We start from the raw sequence: 24,611 nt of genomic DNA, 5'->3' as shown, positions 1-24,611 counted from the left end.
TGCGTTCGGTTGTTTCACTATCTGGTTGCAAGAGCGCTACTTACTTAGTCAACCAAACAAGCAATTATACACAAAGGTACAGCGGAAAACGGTACAATAAGAAGGAGATTTTCAAGGTTAGTTAAACCTCAATCAAATAACGTTTCCACAGCGCAGTCAACTCCCGTTTTTCCGTTTTCAGTAACGTGGTAGGCTTACAGTTACACCTCTTTATTTTTCCTTGGCCAGCGTCTGGTACTGCAAGGGTGTCATTCCTGTCTGTAATTTAAACTGACGGTGAAAATGAGAACTGGTATTGAACCCGCAGTCAATCCCTACTAGTCCAATGCTCATATCAGCGTCGGTAAGTAGTTTGCGTGCATGACCAATGCGAAGTTCATTCAGGTATTCGACAAATGATTTTCGGGTTCGTTTCTTGAAATACCGGCAGAAAGCCGCCGGAGCCATTCCGGCTATTGATGCAATTTGCTCTACCCGTATTTCGTCGCGGAAGTTGGTAAGCATAAATTCAAGCACCCGTTTCATTCGCTCCGTTTCAGCCGCACCGGGAGCAAGCTGATAGCCGTCGCTTGCCAGTAGAACGGCATCACGATCGCCACCCAATAAATCCAATATAGTCAGTAAACCGAGCAATTGACGAAAGCCCGATTGATTCGGTAACTTTTCCAGGTGAGGAATAACCATAGCGGTAGCCTCCCGACTAAAATGCAAGCCATGTAAGGATCGTCCGAGTAGTTGTCGAACAGCACTGGCTTCCGGTACAGTGGCTAGCCCCTGCTGGACGAATTCACCCGGAAATTGAATGACGATCGATTCAACATCCAAACCAGCAGCCGACTGGTAGAACTCGTCATCGCTTCGCCAGAAATGGGGCAGGTCGGGGCCTAGCAATACCAAATCCCCTGCTTCGAACGAGTCAACGTGGTCGCCCACGAAACGGCGTCCATAGCCCTTAACAATGTAGGTAAGTTCATACTCTGGATGGTAATGCCAGGGCGCATCGAAATAGGGCATTTTGAACCGACGAACCAATAGCGAGCTTTGTCCCGCAAACGTTAGTTTCTCAAACAACGCCTTCATACATAGATTATCTTGACCTCACTCCTGAACCAAACTCGATCTAGTAGTCAAAATTAAACACAAATCAGCAAAAACAGCCGATTTTCTGGACACTATGCTCTGCTATTTTTGTACATCCTTTACTCATTCCTACATCAACCATCAACGTCGGTCTTATGGAAGCCACAATCGATAAAGAAACGTTACGTCAGGAGTTGAACACGCCTTACGAAGTTAGTCAGGAAGCCATCGACTTTTATCAGAAAAATGGCTATGTCAAACTCAGGCAGGTGCTGAGCCCGGCCGTTCTCGACTACTACGGGGCTATTATTACGGAACTGGTTTTTCGACTCAACACGCTCATTAAACCGATGGAGGAGCGCACAACGTATGAGCGGGCGTTCTTGCAGATCATGAACCTGTGGGTCGACGACGAACAGGCCAGAGAATTTGTTTTTTCAAGGCGGCTGGCCAAAGTCGCTACTGATTTGATGGGTGTTCAGGGGGTTCGCATTTACCACGATCAGGCGCTTTACAAAGAACCATCGGGCGGAATTACGCCCTGGCATGCCGACCAATTCTACTGGCCACTGGCCTCCCCGAACACCGTCACGGTTTGGATTCCGTTGCAGGCTACGCCAATGGAAATGGGTCCGCTGGCTTTTGCGGAAGGTAGTCAGCACGTTGAGCTGGGGCGGGACGTGGAAATCAGCGACGAAAGTGAGAAAGTGCTGGCTGGCGAGCTGCAAAAACAAAATTTTAGCGTTCACGACACGCCATTCGATCTTGGCGAAGTGAGTTATCATGCCGGCTGGACGTTTCATCGTGCTGGCCCAAATGTTTCGGATCGTGCCCGCAAGGTCATGACCATGATTTATATGGATAAAGACCAGATTATCACGCAACCACGTAACAAATTTCAGGAAGCCGATCATGCCAAATGGCTCAACAACGCGCCAATTGGCGGCACACCACAAGACGAGCTAAACCCGATCTTATTCAGCTACTAAGCCGTAACTTTTCGTCTTTAGTGAGATACCCTGGTCTATGCCGGGGTTTTCTATTATGCATAAAGTCCAAAAATGGAAATATTTTTGTGGTATTTCTGTTGTCTTACCAAACCATCACTTACCCAAAGCGGTATGAAATCATTTTTCGCACTTGTGGTCGGGCTGTTTATCAGCTTTATTGCAACAGCGCAGATTCGGAAAGACCCCACGAGTTGGTCGGCTAAGGTCGACAAACAGCCAGCTAAAGTCGGCGATGTGATTAGCGTCAAGATTCAGGTCAGTATCGGCGACGGCTGGCATATGTATTCGAATGATCTTGATCCGAACGTCGGCCCAATTCCTACCACATTCAAATTTGCGGGTTCCGATGCGTTTTCGCTGGTCGGCAAAGCAACACCCGTTGGTGTCGAAGAAGTGTTTGAAGAAGTGTGGGGCGCAAAAGTCCGGCAGTTCAAAAACAAAGCTGTTTTTATTCAGAAGGTCAAAGTGCTGAAGCCCAATGCTACGTTTGCGGGTTCGGCGGAGTATCAGGTCTGCTCTGACAAAGATGGCGTTTGCTTACCACCTACCGAAGTAGAGTTTTCGACAGACATTAAGGCCGTGGCTATGGCAACCTCCCCCGCTGCCACCAGCACGGCAGTAGCTGCTGCGCCATCAACATCATCGGCGGCAACGTCATCAGCGACCGAAACCGCCGTTGCCGCTTCAGCCCCAGCCCTGACAGCAACCGAAGCAACTGCCTCAGCCAAACCGACCGTCAACGAAGCGGTGGACGAACCCATTCAGGCGCTCGATAAGGGTGCTACGGCACCGAACGAGTCGCTATTAGGCTTCATGCTGGCGGCTTTCTTATCCGGTCTGGTTGCCTTGCTGACGCCCTGCGTGTTCCCGATCATCCCGGCAACGGTTAGTTTCTTTACCAATCAGCAGGGCGGCCAATGGAAGGCGTTGTTATATGGGGCCTTTATCATCGGCATCTACGTATTGATCGGCACGGTCGTGTCACGCTTTAACGGCCCGGCTTTCGCCAATTTCGTTAGCACGCACTGGCTACCGAACATTCTGTTTTTCGCGGTATTCTTCATATTCGGTCTGTCTTTCCTGGGCCTGTTCGAAATTGTATTACCGAATTCGCTGATCAATCAGGCCGACGCCCGTTCGGAGAAAGGCGGTATCGCCGGGATTTTCTTTATGGCGTTTACGCTCGTTCTGGTATCATTTTCCTGCACGGGTCCCATTGTCGGAAGTTTACTGGTCGCTTCGGCAGGTGGTGAAGTTGTTAAACCTATTCTGGGCATGGCCGCTTTCTCGTCGGCTTTTGCAATACCATTTACGTTGTTTGCCGCATTTCCCCAGTGGCTTAAAAATTTGCCCCGGTCGGGTGGCTGGCTCAATTCCGTCAAAGTTATTCTTGGCTTTCTGGAGTTGGCGCTGGCGCTGAAATTTCTGAGTGTTGCCGATCAGGTTTACCACTGGCATTTGCTCGATCGTGAAGTTTTCCTCTCGCTCTGGATTGTCATTTTCGCGCTGATCGGCTTTTATTTCCTGGGCAAGCTTCGGCTACCGCATGATAGCGAAGTGAAGTACATCAGCGTTCAGAAGCTCCTGATGTCCATCATCACGTTCGCCTTCGTTGTCTACATGATTCCGGGCTTGTGGGGAGCGCCCTTGAAGGCACTTTCGGGTTACTTACCTCCCGAAACGTCGCAGGATTTCAACAGTAATCAGCAGTCGGGCGGTGGTGATCAGCAGTCGGCGGCCAATGCAGCAACGGGCAACGAAACCGTCAAATACGCGGACTTATTCCATTTTCCGCGCGGCTTGCAGGGATTCTTCGATTACAAACAAGGATTGGCCTATGCCAAGAAAGTAAATAAACCCGTATTCATTGATTTTACGGGTCATGGTTGCGTCAACTGCCGCGAGATGGAAGCCCGTGTCTGGTCAGATCCTGCGGTCAAGTCACGGCTCCAAAACGATTTTGTTTTGATAGCTCTGTACGTGGACGACAAAACAGAACTTCCCGAAGGTGACTGGTACACGTCTACGTACGATCAGAAGGTTAAGAAAACGATTGGCGGCCAAAACGCTGACCTCCAAATCACGAAATACAATAACAATGCGCAACCGCACTATTGCCTCGTGAATAGTGATGGAAAGCTGCTGGTGTCCCCGAAGAACTACGATAAAAGCGTCGAGAATTTCGTAGCCTTCCTGGAGTCGGGCAAAGCAAAGTTTTAGCAAGCCAGTTACCGCGCAAAATTGCCAACAAAAAAGTCCCGCTGACGATCAGCGGGACTTTTTTGTTGGCAGGTAGACCAACTTAACTTATACGGTAGCTCCAACCTTAGCGGGATAATCCTGCGTCTGTACAAATTCCATATCTGGTTTCGACTGATCGGCTATCGTTACACGACCGCGTTCTTTCCGAACAATACGCGAGTAGAGCGAAATCTCCTGATCGAACAGGAAGCGGAAAAACAACCGCACAAACGAGGTATGATACTTCAGCGAATCGTAGTATTCAGGAGCCGTTTTCTTGATATCCGGCAGTCTGTTCCACGGAATCGATGGAAAATCGTGGTGCTCGTTGTGAAAGCCTACGTTCAGGTTAGGCACGTTGAGACGACCATAGTAACTGTATGTTTCCTGCTCAGGATCGAGCGTCAGAAAGTGCTCCTGAATCCAGCGGGCACCTAGTGGGTGAAAACCGACGGAGAAGAATAAACAGAGACCCATAAAGGCCAGCGCCTTCCAGCCAAAAAACACGACAATCAGTATATCGAATGTAAACTGAATGGCAAAGTTTAGCATTACCCATTTATCAAAAACGGCTAATTCTTTCATACGGAGTGTACGAACACCTTGGAAGAGAGGAAACAGCAAAAGCCAAATAGCCTTACCGATCGCATAGTTATTGATAAGCTTAGCCTCATACCAGTCCGGTAGATCAGCGTCTAGCTCATGAACACCCTGGAAAGCGTGGTGTTTGATGTGGAAGTTCTTAAAGGTCAACGCCGTTGGAAATACGGTCGGCAGGTTGGCCAAAATAGCCGCCCACATGTTGGCAGCCGGCTTGCGGAAAATCAGATTGTGAGCTGCTTCATGAATACAGACAAACAAGGTATGGGCAGGAAACGCACCGATAAACCAGGCAGCTGCCACAACAATCCACCAGGATTGATCATGAACAAGATAGGCCATCCCCGTCATCATGGTGACGCAGCCCAGAATAACCCAGAACGTCGTCGGGTTTTTCTGACCAATCAGTTTCTTGATTTCGGGGTGGGCTTTCAGGATTTGCCGCGTACGAATACGGTGCGGTTCGGTGGTATTTGACCGAACAAAATCTGTTAACGTTGCCATAAATAAGTGTTGCCGGTACAATTCGGGGAATAACGAACGGTAAATTTAACAACTTTTCCGATTGTATTCGTTGCCTGACTGGCCGAATTTAGAGAATCTTTGCTGCACATTTTCGATGAAGCGGTTAACCTATCTGCCTTAAATACCGCTGCAATTCCTGACAACCATTCTTCATTGCCCATTTTCGAAGTTCTGGTGTGGCTGCCCTCTGCGCTCGCTGATGGCATTTACAAGTTGCTTTAACTTGTTATTTAATCTTAATTTAACAAATAAAGCCACGGCTTCTTGTTCAAGAAACCATGGCTCCACTTTAGTACAACCAACTTTAGCAGAAATTTAATTAGTCCATAAAAGGCTGGGCTTCGCTCTGCGACAGCACATCCGCCTTTATTTGCTCAATCACTCGTTCAACCATTTGGGCAGCACCACGTAGTGCACCAAATAGTACACATAATGGTAAAATTACGGGCAGAAAAAATACCCATTGAAAAACCATATATAAGCGAAATTTCCTCATCAGTTTGGCTAGTGATTAAGTATATTAAGTTAACGGTTATTTCTTTCGGTAAGAGTAAACATTGACTTCACCGGTTGTTGACTAATCATAGTTAAAATTAAACTTGTATTAATACAAAAGCAAGTTAATTCTAAAAAAGTTCATCAGACAACATTTACTTCAATCAGGGCAGCGGACCTAATCCTGACAAGCGTGAGTCACTCATGTTAACGTCAATTTCAATGCCACTTAATGAGCGTCATAAAATTGATTATCTGCGAATTAACTAAATCATAGTCAACTTTATACAATTCCAACAATGATTTTAATTTATACTTAATTTTAAGTAAACATATTTTTCTTTCGGTATCTCTTATATACTATTTAAAAAAAAAATAGCGCGGAATAATCTCCCGCGCTACTCAATTTATTTTTTATTATGATGTGCTAAGAGGATCTGGCTTGACTATCGCTAACGTAGGTAAAACTACCCAATTGCTACAATTCAGTATTGCTACGTCCTCGCGTACGACAATATATATCGATCTAACTACAGCTACGCCTGTCCTATTTCAACGTGGCAACAGCGTCTTTGATGCGCTGTACAGCTTCAACGAGCGACTCGTCAGCCGCAGCGGTTGATATACGCAGGCAGTCAGGCGCACCAAAACCCGAACCGGCAACAGTTGCCACATACGCTGTATTCAACAGCCAGCCGGCGAAATCATCGGAGTTATTGATGGTTGTCGTTCCATCTGATTTACCGTAATAATAACTAATGTCAGGGAAAGCATAAAAAGCGCCTTCAGGCACGTTTGTGCGGAAGCCGGGTACTTCTTTCAACAGCTTCACGACCAGGTCACGCCGACGGTGATACGCTTTCGTCATCTCAAACGATGAATCTAGAGGACCATTCAGAGCAGCCACGGTCGCTTTTTGAGCGATCGAGTTCGTACCCGATGTAACTTGTCCCTGTAGTTTCTCAACGCCATCCGCAATCCATTTAGCCGCTCCGATATAGCCAATGCGCCAGCCGGTCATCGCAAAGCCTTTGGCAACGCCATTGACCGTAATAACACGATCGGCAATTTCGGGAATTGAACCGATACTGAAATGGCCTTCGGGGGTGAAATTGATGTACTCGTAAATTTCATCCGCCAGCACGTAAACGTTTTCGTTGCGGGCCACCACATCGGCAATGGCGCGCAGTTCAGCTTCCGAATAAATCGATCCCGTCGGGTTGTTGGGCGATGCATACATAACGATCTTGGTCCGATCCGTAATGGCGGCTTCAAACTGCTCGGGCGTCACTTTGAAATTGTTGTCGAACGAACCGTCAACGACGACAGCTTTGCCTTCAGCCAGTTTCACCATTTCTGAGTAGCTAACCCAGTACGGCGAGAAAATGACCACTTCATCACCCGGATTGATCAACACCTGAATGACGTTGGCCAGCGAGTGTTTTGCACCGGTTGAGACAACGATATTTTCGGGTTTCCAGTCGATATTATTGTCCCGTTTGAATTTATCAGCAATGGCTTTGCGGAGATCAGGATAACCAGCAACGGGCGAGTAGCCATGAAAACCATCGTCGATGGCCTTTTTGGCAGCGTCGCAAATGTGTTGGGGTGTTTTGAAGTCCGGTTCACCAACGCTCAGGCTGATTACTTTGTGGCCCAAAGCGGCTAATTCACGAGCTTTTTTGGTCATCGCCAGCGTGGACGACTCTTCCAGCGCGTTGATGCGGTCGGCTAACAAACTCACGGTGTCAAGCGTGGCAGACATAATCGGTGTTTATTTTGAGAAATTTATAACAAACTGGCCACAAAGGTACTATCTTTTCAATGTAGCGGTACTATTTTTCAGCTATTAAAAATGGTGACCTCACTCGTATCCGGACACTTTTCCAACAGTTTCAGAGTCGTTTCCCGCAAAACCGGATGAACATAAGCAGGGGAAATCTCAGCCAGTGGCACAAGCGTGAACCGGCGCAGATGCAGATATGGGTGTGGGACGGTCAATGTTTCGGTTTGCAGAATCTGATGTCCGTAATATAGTATGTCGATATCAATAACCCGCGAACCCCATTTCTCGAGCCGAACCCGGCCTAGTTCCTGCTCGATTACCTGCGCTACATCCAATACCCGTTGTGGTGCATGATCAGTAGCAACCGCCAACACCTGATTCAGATAGGTCGGTTGATCCACAACGCCCCAGGGAGCCGTTTCGTATAGACTCGATTTTTGCTCAATCCGACCAACTCGTTCGGCGATTAATGCAACGGCCCGGTTTAGCGTGGCTACACGGTCGCCCAGATTAGCACCAAGAAGGAGGAAAATTTCCATTGAGTGAACGAGTGATTTATGATTGAGTGGATAGGCAAATGGCGGCTTTCGCTCACTCACTCATTTACCAGTCACTCAATAGTCTTTGATCGGTTTGATTCCGTAATAAGCATTGATCTCATCATCGCTGGGTACTTTGGCCGGGCGAACGATTCGAAAACCAACGAATGAAGCCGATGTCAGCCACCAGTCCGATTTCGGGCTCTGCGGATCGAGTACTTTCCAGGCCGGAGCCGAAGGGGTTCGGGCCGCCGAGCGCAGTACAGCTGGCTCATCGTCCCAGGAACCACCGCGAACCGCATTCGGATACAGGGTAGTCGTTGGTGCATACGGTTCTTTGACAGTTCCTTTCGCTACCGACGCGTAGTAATCCTCGATGTACTGGTCCTGCGTCCATTCCATCACGTTGCCGTGCATGTCGTACAGCCCGAATGAATTTGGCTTTTTGGTGCCGACTTTTTTGTACGCTCCCCCGCTGTTACTGGCAAAAACGGCATACTCGCCCAGCTTGGCCACATCATTTCCGAATGAGTAAGCCATCGTGGCATTCTTGTCGTTTCCCCGGCAGGCATACTCCCATTCCGCTTCGGTGGGTAGCCGATAAAAGATGCCTGTTTTAGCGTATAGCCAGGCGCAGAATTTTATGGCCGCATATTGTGTCATGTTGATGGCCGGATAACCTGCCCGGCCCATCCCGAACGACATATCGACGTAGGGCGGACTTGGCCGCGTGGTCGCGTCGGTTTTTGTCAGATTTGCGTCTTTGTCCGTGTATTTAGCCGCCATTTCTTTCTCCATATTGGTGAAAGCGAACAGATCATACAGATCCCATGTGACCTCGTATTTGCCCATATAGAAAGGGTCAATGGCAACGCTGTGCTTGGGACCTTCGTCGGGCTTATGGCCTTTCTCATCGGGCAGACTGCCCATCATAAATTTACCGCCCGGAATGGCAACCATCGCGTACGTTTGATTGCTGCCCGGAACGACCTGCGTGTACGATTTGAAATCAGTAGTTGTTTGCGCATTTGTTCGACCAACCGCACCAATTGCAATCGCAACGACTACACTGAGATGTTTCAGATGCATTGTTTGTTAGAAGGGAAAGGATTCTCGTTGAGTGTAAAAGTACGAACGATTTTCTTTCTTGTACATTTGTAGCTATAGATGAGCGGCCAGTTGAACAGACTTGCCAGTCGAATTAAGAAATACCGACAAAAAGAGATACGTCTTTATCTCATCTGATTGATCTAAGACTAAGTAATGAATTACCTTTCAGCCGAAAACTTAACAAAATCATACGGTGATCGTATGCTGTTCCGTAACCTGACGTTCGGGATAAATCGGGGCGACAAGGTTGCCATTGTCGGAGCGAATGGCTCAGGCAAAACAACATTGCTCTCTATTCTGGCCGGGGCTATGCCGCCTGATTCAGGTATCGTCAGCCATCGAAAAGATATTACGATCGGTTACCTCGACCAGCAGCCGGACCTCAACGACGCCATGACCGTTATGGAAGTGGTGCTTGCGGGCGAAAGTGCCCAACTCGATGCCGTGCGAGCCTATGAACATGCGCTCTTGCATGACGACCACGCGGCTCTCGAAAGCGCCATGTCAGATATGGAAAAGCTCGAAGCGTGGGATTATGAGGCCCAAATCCGGCAGATTCTGGGTGAGCTGGGGATTCAGGATGTCGAGCAACGGATCGGGTCGTTATCGGGTGGGCAGCGCAAGCGGGTCGCGCTGGCAAGGGTGCTGATTCAGAGTCCGGATCTTCTCATTCTGGATGAGCCAACTAACCACCTTGATCTGGAAGCGATCGAATACCTGGAAAGCTTTCTGAATACGAACAATGGCACGCTGCTGATGGTCTCCCACGACCGCTACTTCCTGGATCGGGTCTGCAATCAGATTGCGGAGATGGACAATGGCCAGCTTTACACCTATAAAGGAAACTACGCTTATTTTCTAGAGAAGAAAGACGAACGCGAAATGGCTGCGGCCTCCGAGTTGGCTAAAGACCGCAACACCTTCCGGCGCGAGCTGGAGTGGATGCGTCGGCAACCAAAAGCGCGGGGTACAAAAGCTCAATACCGAATCGATGCGTTCGATGAACTGAAAGAGAAAACCAGTGGCAAGCGCAGCGACGGCGAACTGGATTTAAATCTCCGCACCTCTCGTCTCGGTAGCAAAATTCTTGAGGTCGAGAACCTGAGCAAGCGGTTTGGCGACAAAATACTGCTCGATCACTTTAACTATACGTTCCAGCGAATGGATCGCGTCGGGCTGATCGGCAAGAACGGCATGGGTAAAACCACGCTGATGAACATGATGACGGGCCAGATCCGCCCCGATTCGGGGAAAATCACGGCGGGTGGTACGGTCAAATTTGGTTATTACACCCAAACCGAACTCGATCTTCCCGAAACGCAGCGCGTTATTGACGTGGTACAGGACGTAGCCGAAGTGATGAAGCTAGCCAACGGCGATACGATCACGGCCAGTCAATTGCTAAGTCGGTTTCTGTTCGATCGGTCAAAACAGTACGATTACGTTGCCAAACTAAGCGGGGGCGAAAAACGGCGGTTGCAATTGCTGCTCGTGCTGGTGCAGAATCCGAATTTCCTGATTCTTGACGAGCCGACCAATGACCTTGATATCACGACGCTCAACGTACTGGAAGATTTCCTGCTTAATTTTTCCGGCTGCGTTCTGATCGTCACACACGATCGTTACTTCATGGACCGGCTCGTCGACCACGTTTTTGTGATGGAAGGCGCGGGTAAAGTCCGTGATTATCCCGGCAACTACACTGACTACCGCGAGTGGCGCGATTCTCAACCGAAGAACACGTCGCAAAACGCTAAAGCAGCATTGGCCTCGAAGAATCAGCCGGTAACGCCTGAGGTTTCGGTTTCCCCCACGACGATCCCCATGCCTGTTGTTGAAGCGAAGAAAAAACTGTCGTTCAAAGAAATAAAGGAGTACGAAACGCTCGAAAAAGAAATCGAGTCGCTGGAGCAACGGAAGACGGTTGTTATCGGTCTTCTCGATACGGGTGGTCACCACGAGCAACTAACGGCCTGGGCGCGGGAAATTGAAGAAATCGACCAGGCTATTACCAAAAAATCAGATCGCTGGCTTGAGCTGGCAGACTATATTTAACGAGTGACCGTGCGCGTGCGTGGCTGATCGACTAAAGGAATACAAGCTTATTCATCTAACCACGCACACGCCCAATCATGCATTGACAATGAACCAGATCATTGATTTTTTTCAGTACCTGCTTAATTCAGAAGAAATTATCCGGACGGGTGGTTTAGTGCTGATTACGCTCATCATCTTCGTTGAGAATGGCATCATCTTCGGCTTTTTTTTGCCGGGCGACTACCTGCTGTTTTTGTCGGGCGTATTTGCAGGAACGAAAATTCTGAACGTTCCACTCTGGCTCCTGCTTCTCTGCATTTTTGGCGCGGCCGTCTTCGGTTCGCTGACGGGTTACCTGACGGGCTATTATTTTGGTGCCCGTATCAAAAACCGGCCTGATTCACTATTTTTCAAGCAGAAATACATCGACGACACACGAGCGGCTTTCCTGCGATATGGCAACGGAGCACTAATCGTAGCCCGTTTTCTTCCCGTTGTTCGCACGTTTGCGCCTATCCTGGCGGGGCTGATTCACATGCCCGCCCAGTTTTTTGTCCTGTATAATATTGTTGGAGCTTCCGTATGGGTACTGACCCTCGTTGGTGGGGGCTTTTATTTTGGTGAGCGGTTTCCGTGGATTATCAATTATGTCCACTGGATTATCCTTTTCTTTCTGGCCGTTACGACATTTACCGTGGTCAAAGGCTACCTGAACGCTCGCAAAGAAAAACAGGCCGAAAACGTCTAGCGTCTTTGATGGTTCATACGCCGTATCTTCGAGATACGGCGTATGAACCATCAATCAAATCAACCCTTAATTCCGCAGGGGTTTACCACCCGTGAGCAGACTCTGAATCCGTTCCAGTGTCTTCTTCTCGCCCGACAACGATAGGAAGGCTTCGCGCTCCAGATCAAGCAAATACTGTTCAGATACGTTTTGGGGAGCACTCAGATCGCCACCGCAGATAACGTACGCCAGTTTATCGGCAATCTTCCGGTCATGATCCGAAATGTATCGGCCCATGTGCATCGCCGTGATACCCGCTTTGAACAAAGCAATACCTGTTTTGCCCTGTACTTTTATGTCCGTGCGTGGTTTGGGCTGTGTGTATCCATCTTCGGCCAGTTCAATCGCGGCCTGTTTAGCTTCGGCCAACAGACGACTACGATTCAGCACGATCTGATCCGTCGAGCGCAGGTAGTTCATGTCGCGCGCTTCCTGGGCCGACGTTGACACCTTTGCCGTAGCGATGTTCATGAATACATTTTGCAGGATATTCAGTTCAGGATCGCCGGATTGGTAGAGGTCAGACGCACGAGCCGCCATCTCTTTTGTGCCACCACCCGCCGGAATCAAGCCAACGCCCACTTCAACCAGACCGATGTAACTTTCGGCGTGAGCCACGGCCCGGTCAGCGTGCAGAACGGCCTCGCAGCCACCGCCAAGCGTGAGTGTATGCGGAGCCACGACGACCGGGATTGATGAGTAGCGCAAGCGCGTGATCAGTTTCTGGAACTGGGCGATCATCAGGTTCACCTCATCGAACTCCTGCTCAACGGCGTACATAAACAAGGTACCCAGATTGGCCCCTGCCGAAAACGCATCAGCTGAATCATTGCCTACGACCAGGCCCCGAAAATCCTTCTCGGCCAGCGAAATACCCTTCAGCAACGCTTCCGACACTTCCTGACCGAACGTATTCATTTTACTGCGGAACTCCACGTTCAGAATGCCATCACCAAGATCAACGACGTTTGCTCCCGAATTTTTCCAGACAATGTTGTTGCTCAGGTTTTCCAGAATGGTAAATGCCTCCGTGCCCGGAATTACTTTGTAACTCTTTGTCGGAATGTCGTAGTATTTTCGTTTGCCGTTCTCAACCTTATAAAATGAGTCAAAACCCGCATCCAGCATGTCATAGACCCACTGGGCTGGCTTTTGACCGAACGACTCGATTAGTTCGACACCTTGTTTGACGCCGATAGCATCCCACGTTTCGAACAAGCCCAACTGCCAGCCGAAACCAGCCGTAATGGCGGCATCGATCCGATAAAGCTCATCCGAAATTTCGGGAATACGGTAGGTGGCATACCGGAACCCATCGGCAAACGTCTGGCGATAAAATTCACCCGCCTTGTCTTTGCCAGCAATCAATACGGGGAAGCGTTTCTTCAGATTGTCGATCGCCTTTGTACTTTCCAGCGTCCCGAATTTTACTTTGGCCGACGGCTTATACTCGAACGTTTTCAGGTCCAGCGCCAGAATCAGCGTCTGCCCTTTCTCGTCCTTCGTTTTCTTGTAATACCCCTGACCGGTTTTGTCACCCAGCCATTTGTTTTCCATCAGCTTCTGTACCGAAGCGGGAAGCTCGAACGACGACCGCGATTCGTCGTGCTCCATGTTGACGAGGTTACCAGCCACGTTGACGGTCGTATCCAGACCCACAACGTCCGATAACCGGAACGTACCCGATTTTGGGCGTCCCACAACCGGTCCCGTTAGCTTGTCAACTTCTTCGACGGTCAGGCCGAGCTGTTCAGCCACGCGGATAGTCTGAATCAATGATTGGATACCCAGCCGGTTTGCAATGAACCCAGGCGTGTCTTTGCACAATACAGTCGTTTTACCAAGGTACAAATCGCCATAATTCATCAGGAAATCAATGACAGCCGGGTCAGTGTCGGGACCGGGAATGATTTCGAGCAGGCGCAGGTAACGGGGCGGATTAAAGAAGTGCGTTCCGCAGAAGTTACGCCGAAAATCTTCACTTCGGCCTTCCGTCAGCAAGTGCATGGGAATACCCGATGTATTCGAGGTGATCAGCGTTCCCGGTTTGCGAAACTGCTCAATCCGCTCATAGACAGATCGTTTAATATCCAGCCGTTCAACGACGACCTCAATCACCCAATCGTACGTAGCAATTTCTTTTAAGTTATCGTCGAAATTACCCAGCTTAACCCGGTCAGCAAATTTAGGAGTATACAATGAGGCCGGACTGGCTTTCAGCATGGTCTGAAACGCATCGTTGACAATCCGATTACGCACCGCGGGGTTTTCGGTGGTCAGCCCCTTTGCCTGTTCAGCAGCATTCGGCTCTTTCGGAACAATATCAAGCAGCAGGACATCCACACCAATATTGGCAAAATGGGCGGCAATACGCGATCCCATAATGCCAGAACCTAACACGGCCACGCGCCGGATGGTCCGATTTTTTGTCTGACTTTTGGGTTTTTCCAGGGTAGCTTCCATGGCTTTGTTATAGTAGGAATGGGTTGAACACGTGATTTGTCGTTCAAGCCACGTTCCGGTTTTTAGTTTACTTAGTCGAGTGGTAATTCCTCCGGTTCGGCGGCTTTGATTTTCGCGTTCTCGTCTTCTACCATTAAGTTGATCTCTTTGATAACGTCTAGAAAAACAACCAGTTTGTCGAGAGGAATTCGTTCGCGAAGCATATTATTAAACTGAATGACGCCTTCACGAGCCATTTCCCGCTTGATTTTCCCTTCTTCGGTCAGGTAGATCCGCACGAACCGCTTATCATTTTCGTCTACCTCACGACGGATCAGCCCCCGTTCTTCCAGACTTTTCAGCATACGAACCAGCGAACGCGGTTCCATACCCAGTAACGGACCAATTTTGGTCGCGGGTGTGCCCTCGTCGAGATCAATATTCAGCAACACATAGCCGATTGCCATCGTAATGCCAAAGCGTCCCGCATGTGCATTATACATGCGCGAAATAGCATGCCAGGCCCACTTTATATGAAAATCTACTGTTTTCTCTTTTTTCATGGCGGTGTTGCGCTGTCCAATTTCTGGACGTAAATCTACTACTTTTTTCCAAAATAGTATGCATGCATACAGTCTAAACCGCCCGGCGGTCTAGACTATACCTTACGACTCAGCCAGCATCTTCTCGATCAGTTGATTGAACTCTTCCACGTACTGATCGTAGTATTTACCCGTGCCAGGACCGGAAAAACCCGTGTGGATATGGCGTACCTGTCCTTTTTTGTCGATAAAAATTGTCGTCGGGAAAGCTACTACCGCGTTCAGATCGGGCAACGCCTTGGATGCTTTTGCTTTGTCATTCGTACCGGCCAGTACAATCGGATAGTCGATGTTGAACCGCTGCTTCATTCGCTCGATCTTCGGTCCGGACTCAGCCATCTCGGGCGACCGTTCAAAAGCCAGTCCTAATATCTCGACGCCCCGCTGTTTGTTCCGCTTATACCACGGGCTTAGAAAATTAGTCTCGTCCATGCAGTTCGGACACCACGAACCCAGAATCTGTACAATCGTCACTTTATTCTTGAAACGCGGATCAGCCAGCGAGACCAGCTTTCCGTTTGGTTCGGGAAACGACACGTTGAGCGTTTTCGAGCCCGGTTTTAAGAATGTCAGCTTCGTCGGATCGGGTAACTCTGCTTTCGGATCGAAACGGGCTACCCACGATTCATAGCCCGACACCCCGGCCCAAAAACCACCCGTGAGCGTTTTGGTAGCTGCATTGTGTTTCGCCTTGAAGAGAAACAGGTGCGACCCATCGAAACAGGACAGGAATAAACTATCTCCCACCACGTTTCCGTCGAGGTAGCGATAATCACCGGTGGGCGTTAAAAACGTGCCCGTCACCTGATTCCCTTTCTGCTCAAATACGCCCACCGCGTTGACCGTATCGACTTTCCCGCTTTTGCTGCCAAAATCAGCCGCCCATTTACCCGTCAGGTTAGCCGATGCCGGTTTTGTGTCGGCCGTAAACCGATACGAAAGGCCCTGTTGGGCTTCAAACGGCAATGTCTGGTATTGTTGCGCCGTCCGGCGTCGACGCCAGACGCCACGGAGCGTATTATCCGTTATCTTTGCCACTAATTCCGATTCGAACAACGCCATTGGGATCCGAATCGAATCACCCTGCACGATAGCCGGGTCCATTGGTAGCCGTTCGCTGCCATTCAGCGCAAAAACCGTGTAGGTTTTAGGATCGCCGGCTGTGGGTTGAATGGACAAGCCGAAGGGCAGGTCACCCCCTTTGGTTTTCAGAACAGCGCGGTACGTACCGGGTTTGACCGTTGCCGGTGTAGATTGGCCCGAACAGGCGGCTGTCGCTGACAGCAACGTGACGGCTACGATAGGAAGGAGTTTTTTCATTGTTTTGATCAATTCAGGATGCAGGTTATAGCTGGTAGACAAAAATACGCTTTTACGCGTACGCATAACGTCCGGTAGCTGAGCTTCAACGTCCAAAATAACGACCTCTAGTGAAGGTTAGTTTCTGAATGACAACGTACCACGAACCTGTTTTACTGCAAGCCTGCATCGATGGCCTCAATCTGCAACCGGGCGGCACCTACGTCGACATCACATTTGGTGGGGGCGGGCATAGCCGCGAAATCCTCAACCAGCTTGAGCCGGGGCCAGATTCGCCTGGGCGACTGTTTGGCTTCGATCAGGATGTTGATGCACGCGCCAACGCTCAGGCAATCGGCGACTCGCGGCTGACGTTCGTAGCCTCTAATTTCCGCAATATCAAACGATACCTGCGTCTGTATAAAGCAGAACAGGTTGACGGAATTCTGGCCGATCTGGGTATTTCATCGCACCAGATCGATACGCCCGAACGTGGTTTCTCGACCCGCTTCGATGCCGACCTCGATATGCGTATGAACCAACAGGCCGACCGCACGGCCCGGCAGGTGGTCAATGAGTATTCCGAAGCTGATCTGCACCGGATTCTGGGTATGTATGGCGAGATCACTAATGCCCGAACGGCAGCAACTGCTCTTGTGTCGGCCCGCTCGAATCGCCCACTCAACACGGTCAACGATCTCAAAAATGCGCTTCAACGCTACGCGCCACGCGGCAAGGAAAATAAATATTTCGCGCAGGTTTTTCAGGCATTGCGCATTGAAGTAAACGAAGAATTGCAGGCCCTGGAAGAATTTCTGGAACAGGTTCCGGAGATACTAAAGCCAGGCGGCCGACTGGTGGTTATGTCGTATCATTCTCTCGAAGACCGGCTGGTAAAAAACTTCATCAACAAAGGGAAATTTCAGGGAGAAGTCGAGAAGGATTTGTTCGGCAACGATCTAAAACCGCTGCAATCCATCACGCGGAAACCGGTTGAAGCTACCCCTGAAGAGATTGCCCGCAACCCCCGCGCCCGAAGTGCAAAACTGCGTATTGCCGAAAAAATCTGACAGCGTTTTAGTGTACAGCGCTTCTTCGGGAAGTCGTAAAAAGTGATTCGTTACTTTTTTATTGGCTCGCCATACTGTACTTTTAAAACCTATTCTCAAAAATAGTTTACTTAAGAACTTCTCATGCTAGCTAAAACCTTCGGCGCGGCTGTGTATGGCGTCAATGCCAGTCTGATTACCATTGAAGTCGTCGTCGCGCAGGGTTTGCATTTCCACCTGGTTGGTCTGCCCGACAGCGCCGTTAAAGAGAGCGAACAACGGGTTGAAGCCTCGCTCAAGTTTTTCGGTTACCGAATGCCGCGTCAGAAAGTGGTTGTCAATTTAGCGCCCGCCGATATTCGGAAAGAAGGTTCCGCCTATGACCTGCCGATTGGTCTTTGCGTACTTCAGGCGTCTGAACAAATGACGACGAAACGAAATCTTGAGGACTACGTCATCATGGGCGAGTTAGCGCTCGATGGCACCCTGCGGCCAATTAAAGGGGTTTTGCCAATAGCGATTGAAGCGCGTAAACAGGGGTATAAGGGGTTTGTCCTTCCGGTCGAAAACGCGCAGGAAGCCTCCATTGTCAATAATCTGGACGTTATTGGGGTAACAACAATTCTGGAAGCCATCGAATTTTTTGAAGGCAAGCGAGCTATTGAACCCGTAGTGAGCGACACCCGCGATTTGTTCATGAGCCAGTTGAATGCCTACGACGTCGATTTCTCGCACGTGCAGGGTCAGGAAAACATCAAGCGAGCTCTGGAAATTGCTGCGGCTGGTGGTCATAACGTCATCATGATCGGGCCGCCGGGGGCTGGTAAAACGATGTTGGCGAAGCGGTTACCCAGTATTCTCCCTCCGTTGACGTTACAGGAAGCCCTGGAAACAACCAAGATTCATTCCGTTGCGGGAAAACTCGGCAGTCGCGCCAACCTGATTGCGACCCGCCCCTACCGCTCTCCGCACCATACCATTTCCGATGCTGCGCTGGTGGGCGGTGGCAGTTTTCCGCAGCCGGGCGAGATTTCATTAGCACACAACGGGGTGCTGTTTCTGGACGAGTTACCCGAGTTCAAACGGTCGGCGCTGGAAGTCATGCGTCAGCCCCTCGAAGATCGTAAAGTCAGTATTTCGCGGGCCAAGTGGGCGGTAGAGTTTCCGGCCAGTTTTATGCTGATCGCCAGCATGAACCCCTGCCCGTGCGGTTACTACAACCACCCCGAAAAAGAATGCGTCTGTGGACCCGGTGTTGTTCAGAAATACCTGGCCAAAGTAAGCGGCCCTCTGCTCGACCGGATTGATCTGCACGTTGAGGTGACACCGGTTTCGTTCGACCAGATGACGGCGAACCGACCTGCCGAATCCAGTGAAGTTATTCGGGAGCGCGTCATTCGGGCGCGGGCGATGCAAACAACCCGCTTTGCCGATCAGCCGGGTATTTATTCCAACGCGATGATGCCCTCGCAAATGGTGAAGGAAATCTGCGTCATCAGCGATCCTGGTAAAGCATTACTCCGAAAGGCCATGGAACGGCTTGGCTTATCGGCCCGCGCCTATGACCGCATCCTGAAAGTATCCCGTACCATCGCTGATCTGGGGGCCAGTGACGATATTGGTATCGAGCATCTTGCCGAAGCCATTCAGTACCGGAGTTTGGACCGGGAAAACTGGGCTGGTTAACCCTTCCCGATTAGCTAAGATGACAGACGTTCAGTTCCGGGTAAACTCGGCATCATCGCACATCTGACGATGTCGAGTGATTATAAAAACCAGCTATTTTTCTTTTCCTCTGGTCCTGATCGTACCCACATGAACGTCAAAACAATTCTCCTCATTACGCTGACAACGGGTTTCTCACAGCTGTCCCTAGCCCAAAAACCGATTACTGACCGCTCGCGCATTGCGGATGAGATGGAGAAATCGGTTCGTACCGAGATGCTGAATGACTGGTACCCGCAAGCGGTGGATAAGGAATTCGGCGGATTTCTCAGCACGTTTACCTACGATTTTAAGCCAACGGGTCCACAGGATAAGATGATCGTGACCCAGGCCCGCCACGTCTGGACGACCGCCAAAGCCGCTGAACGCTACCCGACGATTACGTACTACAAAAGCAATTCACGACACGGCTTCCAGTTTTTGCGGGATGTGATGTGGGATAAGGAATTCGGTGGTTTCTACACCCTGGTTGACCGCAAAGGGACCGTTAAAGGCGAGGGCAACAAAGAAGCGTATGGCAATGCGTTCGGCTTGTATGCGCTGAGTGCTTATTACCACATGTCGCACGATACGGCTACGCTGAATCTGGCGAAAAAATCGTTCGGCTGGCTGGAACAACACAGTCACGACCCCGTTCACAAAGGCTATTTTCAACACTTGCGCCGGGATGGAACACCCATCAAACGGGACGCGTCTGTATCCTCTACGTCAGATATTGGCTATAAAGACCAGAACAGTTCGATTCACCTGCTCGAAGCGCTCACCGAGCTTTACGCGGTATGGCCCGATCCGCTGGTTCGCGAACGGCTGAACGAAATGCTGTTGCTAATCCGGGACACGATCACCACGCCAAAAGGTAGTCTAGTGCTCTTTTTCAAACCCGACTGGACACCGGTATCGTTCCGGGATTCGTCGGAAGCGGTGATTTTAAAACACCGAAACCTGGACCATGTTTCGTTTGGGCACGACGTCGAAACGGCTTACCTGATGCTGGAGGCTTCTCATGCACTGGGACTGAAAAACGATACCAAAACGCTGGCGGTGGGCAAGCGCATGGTCGATCATGCCCTGTCCACTGGCTTCGACAAAACGGTGGGCGGCTTCTACGATCAGGGGTATTATTTTAAGGACAAACCCGGCATGTCGATCATTCGGGAAAGCAAAAACTGGTGGTCGCAGGCTGAAGGACTCAATACGCTCCTGCTCATGGCGGATAAATTTCCGAACGACCCCATACGGTATTTTGACAACTACAAGCTGCTTTGGCAATACTGTCAAACGTACCTGATCGACCACGAACACGGGGAATGGTACGAAGAGGGATTGGACAAAGATCCCCAACGCAAGACGGGTTTGAAGGGCCATATCTGGAAAGCGGCCTATCACACGTATCGAGCCCTGACGAGTTGTATCGATCGGTCCAGAGCGAAACCGGCTGGCCACTAGTTACTAGGATTGCCATACTAAACCCTCCTGTCATTGTCTTGTGGACAACAACAGGAGGGTTGATGTGAACAGAAGAACAGAACCTATTTTACGATAAGCCTACTGATTGAACTGAACGCTGTTCAGCTGAATGATATCGGTGTTTGGTTTATCGCGTTTCACTACGACGATATACACATCGTGTTTTCCAGTTATGGGTTTGTCGAACGTGCCCGTTATTTCGCCATTCTTTTTCCAGTCGCCAGTCGCTTTATAGGCCGTTCGGCTGACGACCGGTGCCGCGTAGGAGTCGAGCCGCACTTCAATTTCACCGTCTTTATTGACCGACGAATAATCATAGGTGAGCGACTTGATCGTGGTCAGATCAATATCTTTTAACAGAATGTAGGCTTTGTGCCCCCCGGCGCTTAACCGGCTGCCCCAGCGCGGGAACCCCACATAGGCGTCGGCGTTCAGGGTTTTGACCTTAGCATTTCGTAATGTGACAACATCGGTACTGGTTAGCGGTCCAACAACATCCCCCCCCTTATCCGTGTAAGATGCTAACAGCGTGTATTGACCGCGCGCATCTTCGGCTTTGTGTTCGTTCAGCGTTAGTGTACCCTGCGCCGGAACCGCTTTTTGATTCTGCTTATCGGTCAGCGAAAAGATGTATTTCACCATTTCCTGCGCATCCTGAACCGGAATCTGCGGGTGTGCGCTCATCAGATGGTCTTTGCTCCAGTTACCACCCCCGCCTTCAATGATCTTTTTCGCCAATCGTTCAACCGTTCCCGGCTGGCCTTTGTAGCGACTGGCAACGGCTACGAAGGTTGGCCCCACTGATGGCTTATCGATGGTATGGCACGCTTTACAATCGCTGCTGGCGACCAGCGTTTTCCCTAACGACCCGTTGCCGATGGCGGATAAATCCTGATGCCCCTGCTGAGGAGCCGCCGTTGGTGCGCCACCAGCCTGCGGACTGTAGGCGTAGAGGACTTTAACTTTCTTAGGATCGACTGTTTTGTCTTCTTTGTCGGTCACTTTTACAGCGTAGGTGAACGGTTTACCCTCCCAGAAAAAAGATTTATTACCCGTCGTCGTAATCGCCACCTCAGGCTTGGCGTTACCCACTTTCACCAGAATGGTGTCCATTCCAACCTGCCCTGTCTGATCCGTTACTTTGAGGATGGCGTTGTACACACCCGGCTTCGTATAGGTGTAGGTCGCGTTGGGTTGCGTTGCTCCGACGGTCTTCCCATCGAATAACCATTGGTACGTAACTGCGTCGTCATCGTCCAGATCAGTGCCGCGTCCGGTGAACTTTACCCGCAGGGGTGCCTGCCCAATGGCCTCCCGGATAATGGGCGCATTCCGTCCGTCGGAAGTCAGGTACGACCGTGCATTCCGTTGCGCAACACCGATCGAGTCAACAACGCCCGCTTTAGCGATGGGTGCCCGATTGCCGGTATTATAGTCAATTTTTACCAACCGCGCATCGTCGTTATCCGCGCCATAGACCGAGCCGTATTCCAGCATGTACATGACACCATCCTTACCAAAGGCCAGATCGATTGGCCGACGAAAATCGCCGTTCGCGGCCATGAATGGTTCGTTCCGGACATAGTTTTCGTCTTTGTCGAACCGGGCGGCTACGACCCAGTTTCGCATCCAGTCGAAGATAAACAACGCACCATCGTAGTATTCGGGAAACTTGTTTTTTGACGTTGCGCTTTTGTCGAATGTATAGAACTCACCTGCCATTGCGCTTCGTCCGCCCAAGCCCAATTCCGGAAACTCCTTGGAAGCCGCGTAGGGATACCAGATCATCGCCGAATTAGCGGGTGGCAGATTTTTCAGGCCGGTATTATTAGGAGAACTGTTGACCGGCGCTTTCGGATCGAATTTCGGTCCGGCGGCATTGGTCGCAAAATCCAGATCGGGATACGGCTGACTGTTTCCGATAAACAACGGCCAGCCATAGTTACCGGGCTTTTTGGCCTGATTGAACTCATCATAGCCCCGGGGGCCAATCGTGCTATCCTTCCCGGCATCTGGGCCGATTTCCCCCCAATACAAGACAGATGATTTCGGGTTAACGGCAATACGGTACGGATTTCGCAAGCCCATCGTGTAAATCTCCGGACGTGTCTGCGCGGTTCCTTTCGGGAATAGATTGCCGTCCGGAATCGTGTAGGTACCGTCAGCCTGTGCAACATCCGTTGTGGGATGAATTCGCAGCACTTTTCCCCGCAGATCGTTCGTGTTAGCCGCCGAACGTTGCGCATCAAGGGTTATGTGATCCGGGCGCTCATCGATCGGCGCGTAGCCATTTGAGGGAAACGGATTCGTATTGTCGCCCGTCGAAAGGAACAGATTGCCGGCTTTATCCCACGCCAGCGACCCGCCGTGGTGCGCACTGGCTTCGAATTCACCGGGAACTTTCAGCACTATTTTTTCCGAAGCGAGGTCGAGCGTATTATCACTCTTGACGACAAAACGCGATAAGTGATACGTCGGATCTTTGTCAGTATTGGGCGAATAATAAATGTAGAGATACTGATTGCTGGCGAAGTTCGGATCAAGCGTAATACCCTGAACGCCGAACCCCTGTTTGGTCGTCACCGCAAATTTATGCATGACCTTATTCGTGTTCGTCCGCGTGTCGTAAACCGACAGATTACCGCTTCGTTCGGTATAAAACACCCGACCATCGGCAGCAACGGCTAATTCCATCGGCTCATTAAGGTCATTGACAAGCACCTTCTTGACGAAGCGATTTTCCTCCGGCATCACCACGGCGTAGGCTTTGCCGTAATCGAGAGCTTTACCATCGCCCATCGCCCATTTCAGCCCACCCAACACGTGCTGAACAAACAGCGGTTCGCTGAAACTGGCATCTTCGTGACCACCACCCGTGTAAAAGGCCCGGCCACCATCAAAATCGTGATACCACGCAATGGGATGATTGCTGCCGTTGGTCCCACCGTCGTAGGTACTTTCGTCCAGATTGGCCAGCACGTTCAGATCCGTGTAGAAAGATCGGTAGTTATACCATTCGTCCGTGCGCTCCCAGTGATCAGGGAGGTGAGCGGTAGAAATGTGGCTTTTGTCAGTTACGTCAACGGTAGCTTTGCGCACATTGGAATTGCTCGGATGACTTGCGAAGTAGCCACCCACCAGCTTATTATACCACGGCCAGTCATATTCGGTATCAGCAGCCGCATGTATACCCATATAACCACCCCCGGCTTGTATGTAACGCTCGAACGCAGCCTGTTGCGTCTGATTCAGCACATTACCGGTTGTGCTAAGAAACACAACGGCCTGATAATGCTTTAAGCTGTCGTCGTTGAAGTAGTCAGCGTTTTTCGTCGTATCGACCTGAAAATTATTTTCCCGGCCCAGCTTCTGAATAGCCGCAATCCCGAACGGAATCGACGTATGTTTCCAGCCTTTCGTTTTAGAGAAAACCAACACACGAGCGGGATTGGCCCGTGCGGTCGGGACGGGACCCTCAGTGGTCGCAGCATTGGCCTCGTCGGCGGATGCCGTTGTACCGACCGAATTGCCCCCGGCCTGATTGGTAAGATTTTGGGGGCTGATACAGGCGTATAAGCCAATGGAAATACCCGCCGTAGCCAGAAACCGGAGCCAGTTTCTACGGGTTGATGTCAATGAGGAGAACATAAGGAGTAGCGGTTGAGCAGACGTATTAGGTATTGCCTATTTAGGAATTTTTAGAACTGATTACCTGATCGATACAGATGGTTAACCAATAAGTCCTATTTATTCACAAACTACCCACTATGTAGCAACAACTTCCTCTGACAGCTACGCGTTTACGTAGTTCGGCCTG

General features: G+C 50.2%; 16 protein-coding genes. 7 read left to right on the top strand and 9 right to left on the bottom strand.

Annotated features, from left to right (window positions below; all coding sequences use genetic code 11):
* Positions 1-210: 210 nt before the first annotated feature.
* Positions 211-1,080: a helix-turn-helix domain-containing protein gene (locus tag GK091_RS18170; RefSeq protein ID WP_164041318.1), complete on the bottom strand. Its 870-nt coding sequence runs from the start codon at positions 1,078-1,080 to the stop codon at positions 211-213.
* A gap of 155 nt (positions 1,081-1,235) precedes the next feature.
* On the opposite strand from GK091_RS18170, the gene GK091_RS18165 reads away from it, so the two are divergent.
* Both GK091_RS18165 and GK091_RS18160 read left to right on the top strand, forming a co-directional pair.
* Positions 1,236-2,069 carry a phytanoyl-CoA dioxygenase family protein gene (locus GK091_RS18165; protein WP_164041317.1) on the top strand — a complete coding sequence of 278 codons (834 nt, stop codon included), beginning with the start codon at positions 1,236-1,238 and terminating at the stop codon, positions 2,067-2,069.
* A 132-nt stretch (positions 2,070-2,201) separates the two neighbouring features.
* Entirely contained in the window at positions 2,202-4,310 is a 2,109-nt protein-coding gene (locus tag GK091_RS18160) for a protein-disulfide reductase DsbD family protein (protein ID WP_164041316.1), read from the top strand.
* Positions 4,311-4,397: 87 nt separating this feature from the next.
* Here the strand turns inward: GK091_RS18160 and GK091_RS18155 are convergent, their stop codons facing one another.
* The 4 genes from GK091_RS18155 to GK091_RS18140 form a co-directional block, all read right to left on the bottom strand.
* Positions 4,398-5,435 (bottom strand): fatty acid desaturase, encoded by a 1,038-nt coding sequence (locus tag GK091_RS18155; RefSeq protein ID WP_164041315.1) that lies wholly within the window; start codon positions 5,433-5,435, stop codon positions 4,398-4,400.
* Between the two features lie 1,063 nt (positions 5,436-6,498).
* Entirely contained in the window at positions 6,499-7,716 is a 1,218-nt protein-coding gene (locus tag GK091_RS18150; RefSeq protein ID WP_164041314.1) for a pyridoxal phosphate-dependent aminotransferase, read from the bottom strand.
* 77 nt (positions 7,717-7,793) lie between these two features.
* Positions 7,794-8,276 (bottom strand): 2-amino-4-hydroxy-6-hydroxymethyldihydropteridine diphosphokinase, encoded by a 483-nt coding sequence (folK, locus tag GK091_RS18145; protein ID WP_164041313.1) that lies wholly within the window; start codon positions 8,274-8,276, stop codon positions 7,794-7,796.
* A gap of 75 nt (positions 8,277-8,351) precedes the next feature.
* Complete coding sequence (locus tag GK091_RS18140) at positions 8,352-9,365, bottom strand: formylglycine-generating enzyme family protein (RefSeq protein ID WP_164041312.1); 1,014 nt, start codon at positions 9,363-9,365, stop codon at positions 8,352-8,354.
* Positions 9,366-9,539: 174 nt separating this feature from the next.
* Here GK091_RS18140 and GK091_RS18135 point away from each other — a divergent pair, with 174 nt between their 5' ends.
* Both GK091_RS18135 and GK091_RS18130 read left to right on the top strand, forming a co-directional pair.
* Positions 9,540-11,441 (top strand): ABC-F family ATP-binding cassette domain-containing protein, encoded by a 1,902-nt coding sequence (locus GK091_RS18135; RefSeq protein ID WP_164041311.1) that lies wholly within the window; start codon positions 9,540-9,542, stop codon positions 11,439-11,441.
* Positions 11,442-11,529: 88 nt separating this feature from the next.
* Positions 11,530-12,171 carry a DedA family protein gene (locus GK091_RS18130; protein WP_164041310.1) on the top strand — a complete coding sequence of 214 codons (642 nt, stop codon included), beginning with the start codon at positions 11,530-11,532 and terminating at the stop codon, positions 12,169-12,171.
* A 66-nt stretch (positions 12,172-12,237) separates the two neighbouring features.
* Here the strand turns inward: GK091_RS18130 and GK091_RS18125 are convergent, their stop codons facing one another.
* From GK091_RS18125 to GK091_RS18115, 3 genes are all read right to left on the bottom strand, one after another.
* Positions 12,238-14,673 (bottom strand): 3-hydroxyacyl-CoA dehydrogenase/enoyl-CoA hydratase family protein, encoded by a 2,436-nt coding sequence (locus GK091_RS18125; RefSeq protein ID WP_164041309.1) that lies wholly within the window; start codon positions 14,671-14,673, stop codon positions 12,238-12,240.
* Between the two features lie 71 nt (positions 14,674-14,744).
* Positions 14,745-15,215, bottom strand: coding sequence for a MarR family winged helix-turn-helix transcriptional regulator (locus GK091_RS18120; RefSeq protein WP_164041308.1), 471 nt, complete (start codon positions 15,213-15,215; stop codon positions 14,745-14,747).
* Positions 15,216-15,317: 102 nt separating this feature from the next.
* A complete protein-coding gene (locus GK091_RS18115; protein WP_164042879.1) occupies positions 15,318-16,574 on the bottom strand; it encodes a TlpA family protein disulfide reductase in 1,257 nt (418 codons plus the stop codon).
* 128 nt (positions 16,575-16,702) lie between these two features.
* Here GK091_RS18115 and rsmH point away from each other — a divergent pair, with 128 nt between their 5' ends.
* From rsmH to GK091_RS18100, 3 genes are all read left to right on the top strand, one after another.
* Positions 16,703-17,623: a 16S rRNA (cytosine(1402)-N(4))-methyltransferase RsmH gene (rsmH, locus tag GK091_RS18110; protein WP_164041307.1), complete on the top strand. Its 921-nt coding sequence runs from the start codon at positions 16,703-16,705 to the stop codon at positions 17,621-17,623.
* 123 nt (positions 17,624-17,746) lie between these two features.
* Positions 17,747-19,288, top strand: a complete 1,542-nt coding sequence (locus GK091_RS18105; protein ID WP_164041306.1) for a YifB family Mg chelatase-like AAA ATPase — start codon at positions 17,747-17,749, stop codon at positions 19,286-19,288.
* A 129-nt stretch (positions 19,289-19,417) separates the two neighbouring features.
* Entirely contained in the window at positions 19,418-20,773 is a 1,356-nt protein-coding gene (locus tag GK091_RS18100) for an AGE family epimerase/isomerase (protein WP_164041305.1), read from the top strand.
* Positions 20,774-20,872: 99 nt separating this feature from the next.
* On the opposite strand, the gene GK091_RS18095 is transcribed toward GK091_RS18100, so the two are convergent.
* Positions 20,873-24,442, bottom strand: coding sequence for a ThuA domain-containing protein (locus GK091_RS18095; RefSeq protein WP_164041304.1), 3,570 nt, complete (start codon positions 24,440-24,442; stop codon positions 20,873-20,875).
* Positions 24,443-24,611 lie beyond the last annotated feature (169 nt).

The sequence above is a fragment of the Spirosoma agri genome, assembly GCF_010747415.1.
Classification (GTDB): domain Bacteria; phylum Bacteroidota; class Bacteroidia; order Cytophagales; family Spirosomataceae; genus Spirosoma; species Spirosoma agri.
Note: the sequence above shows the minus strand (reverse complement) of the source record. Positions and strands in the feature narration are given on the sequence as shown.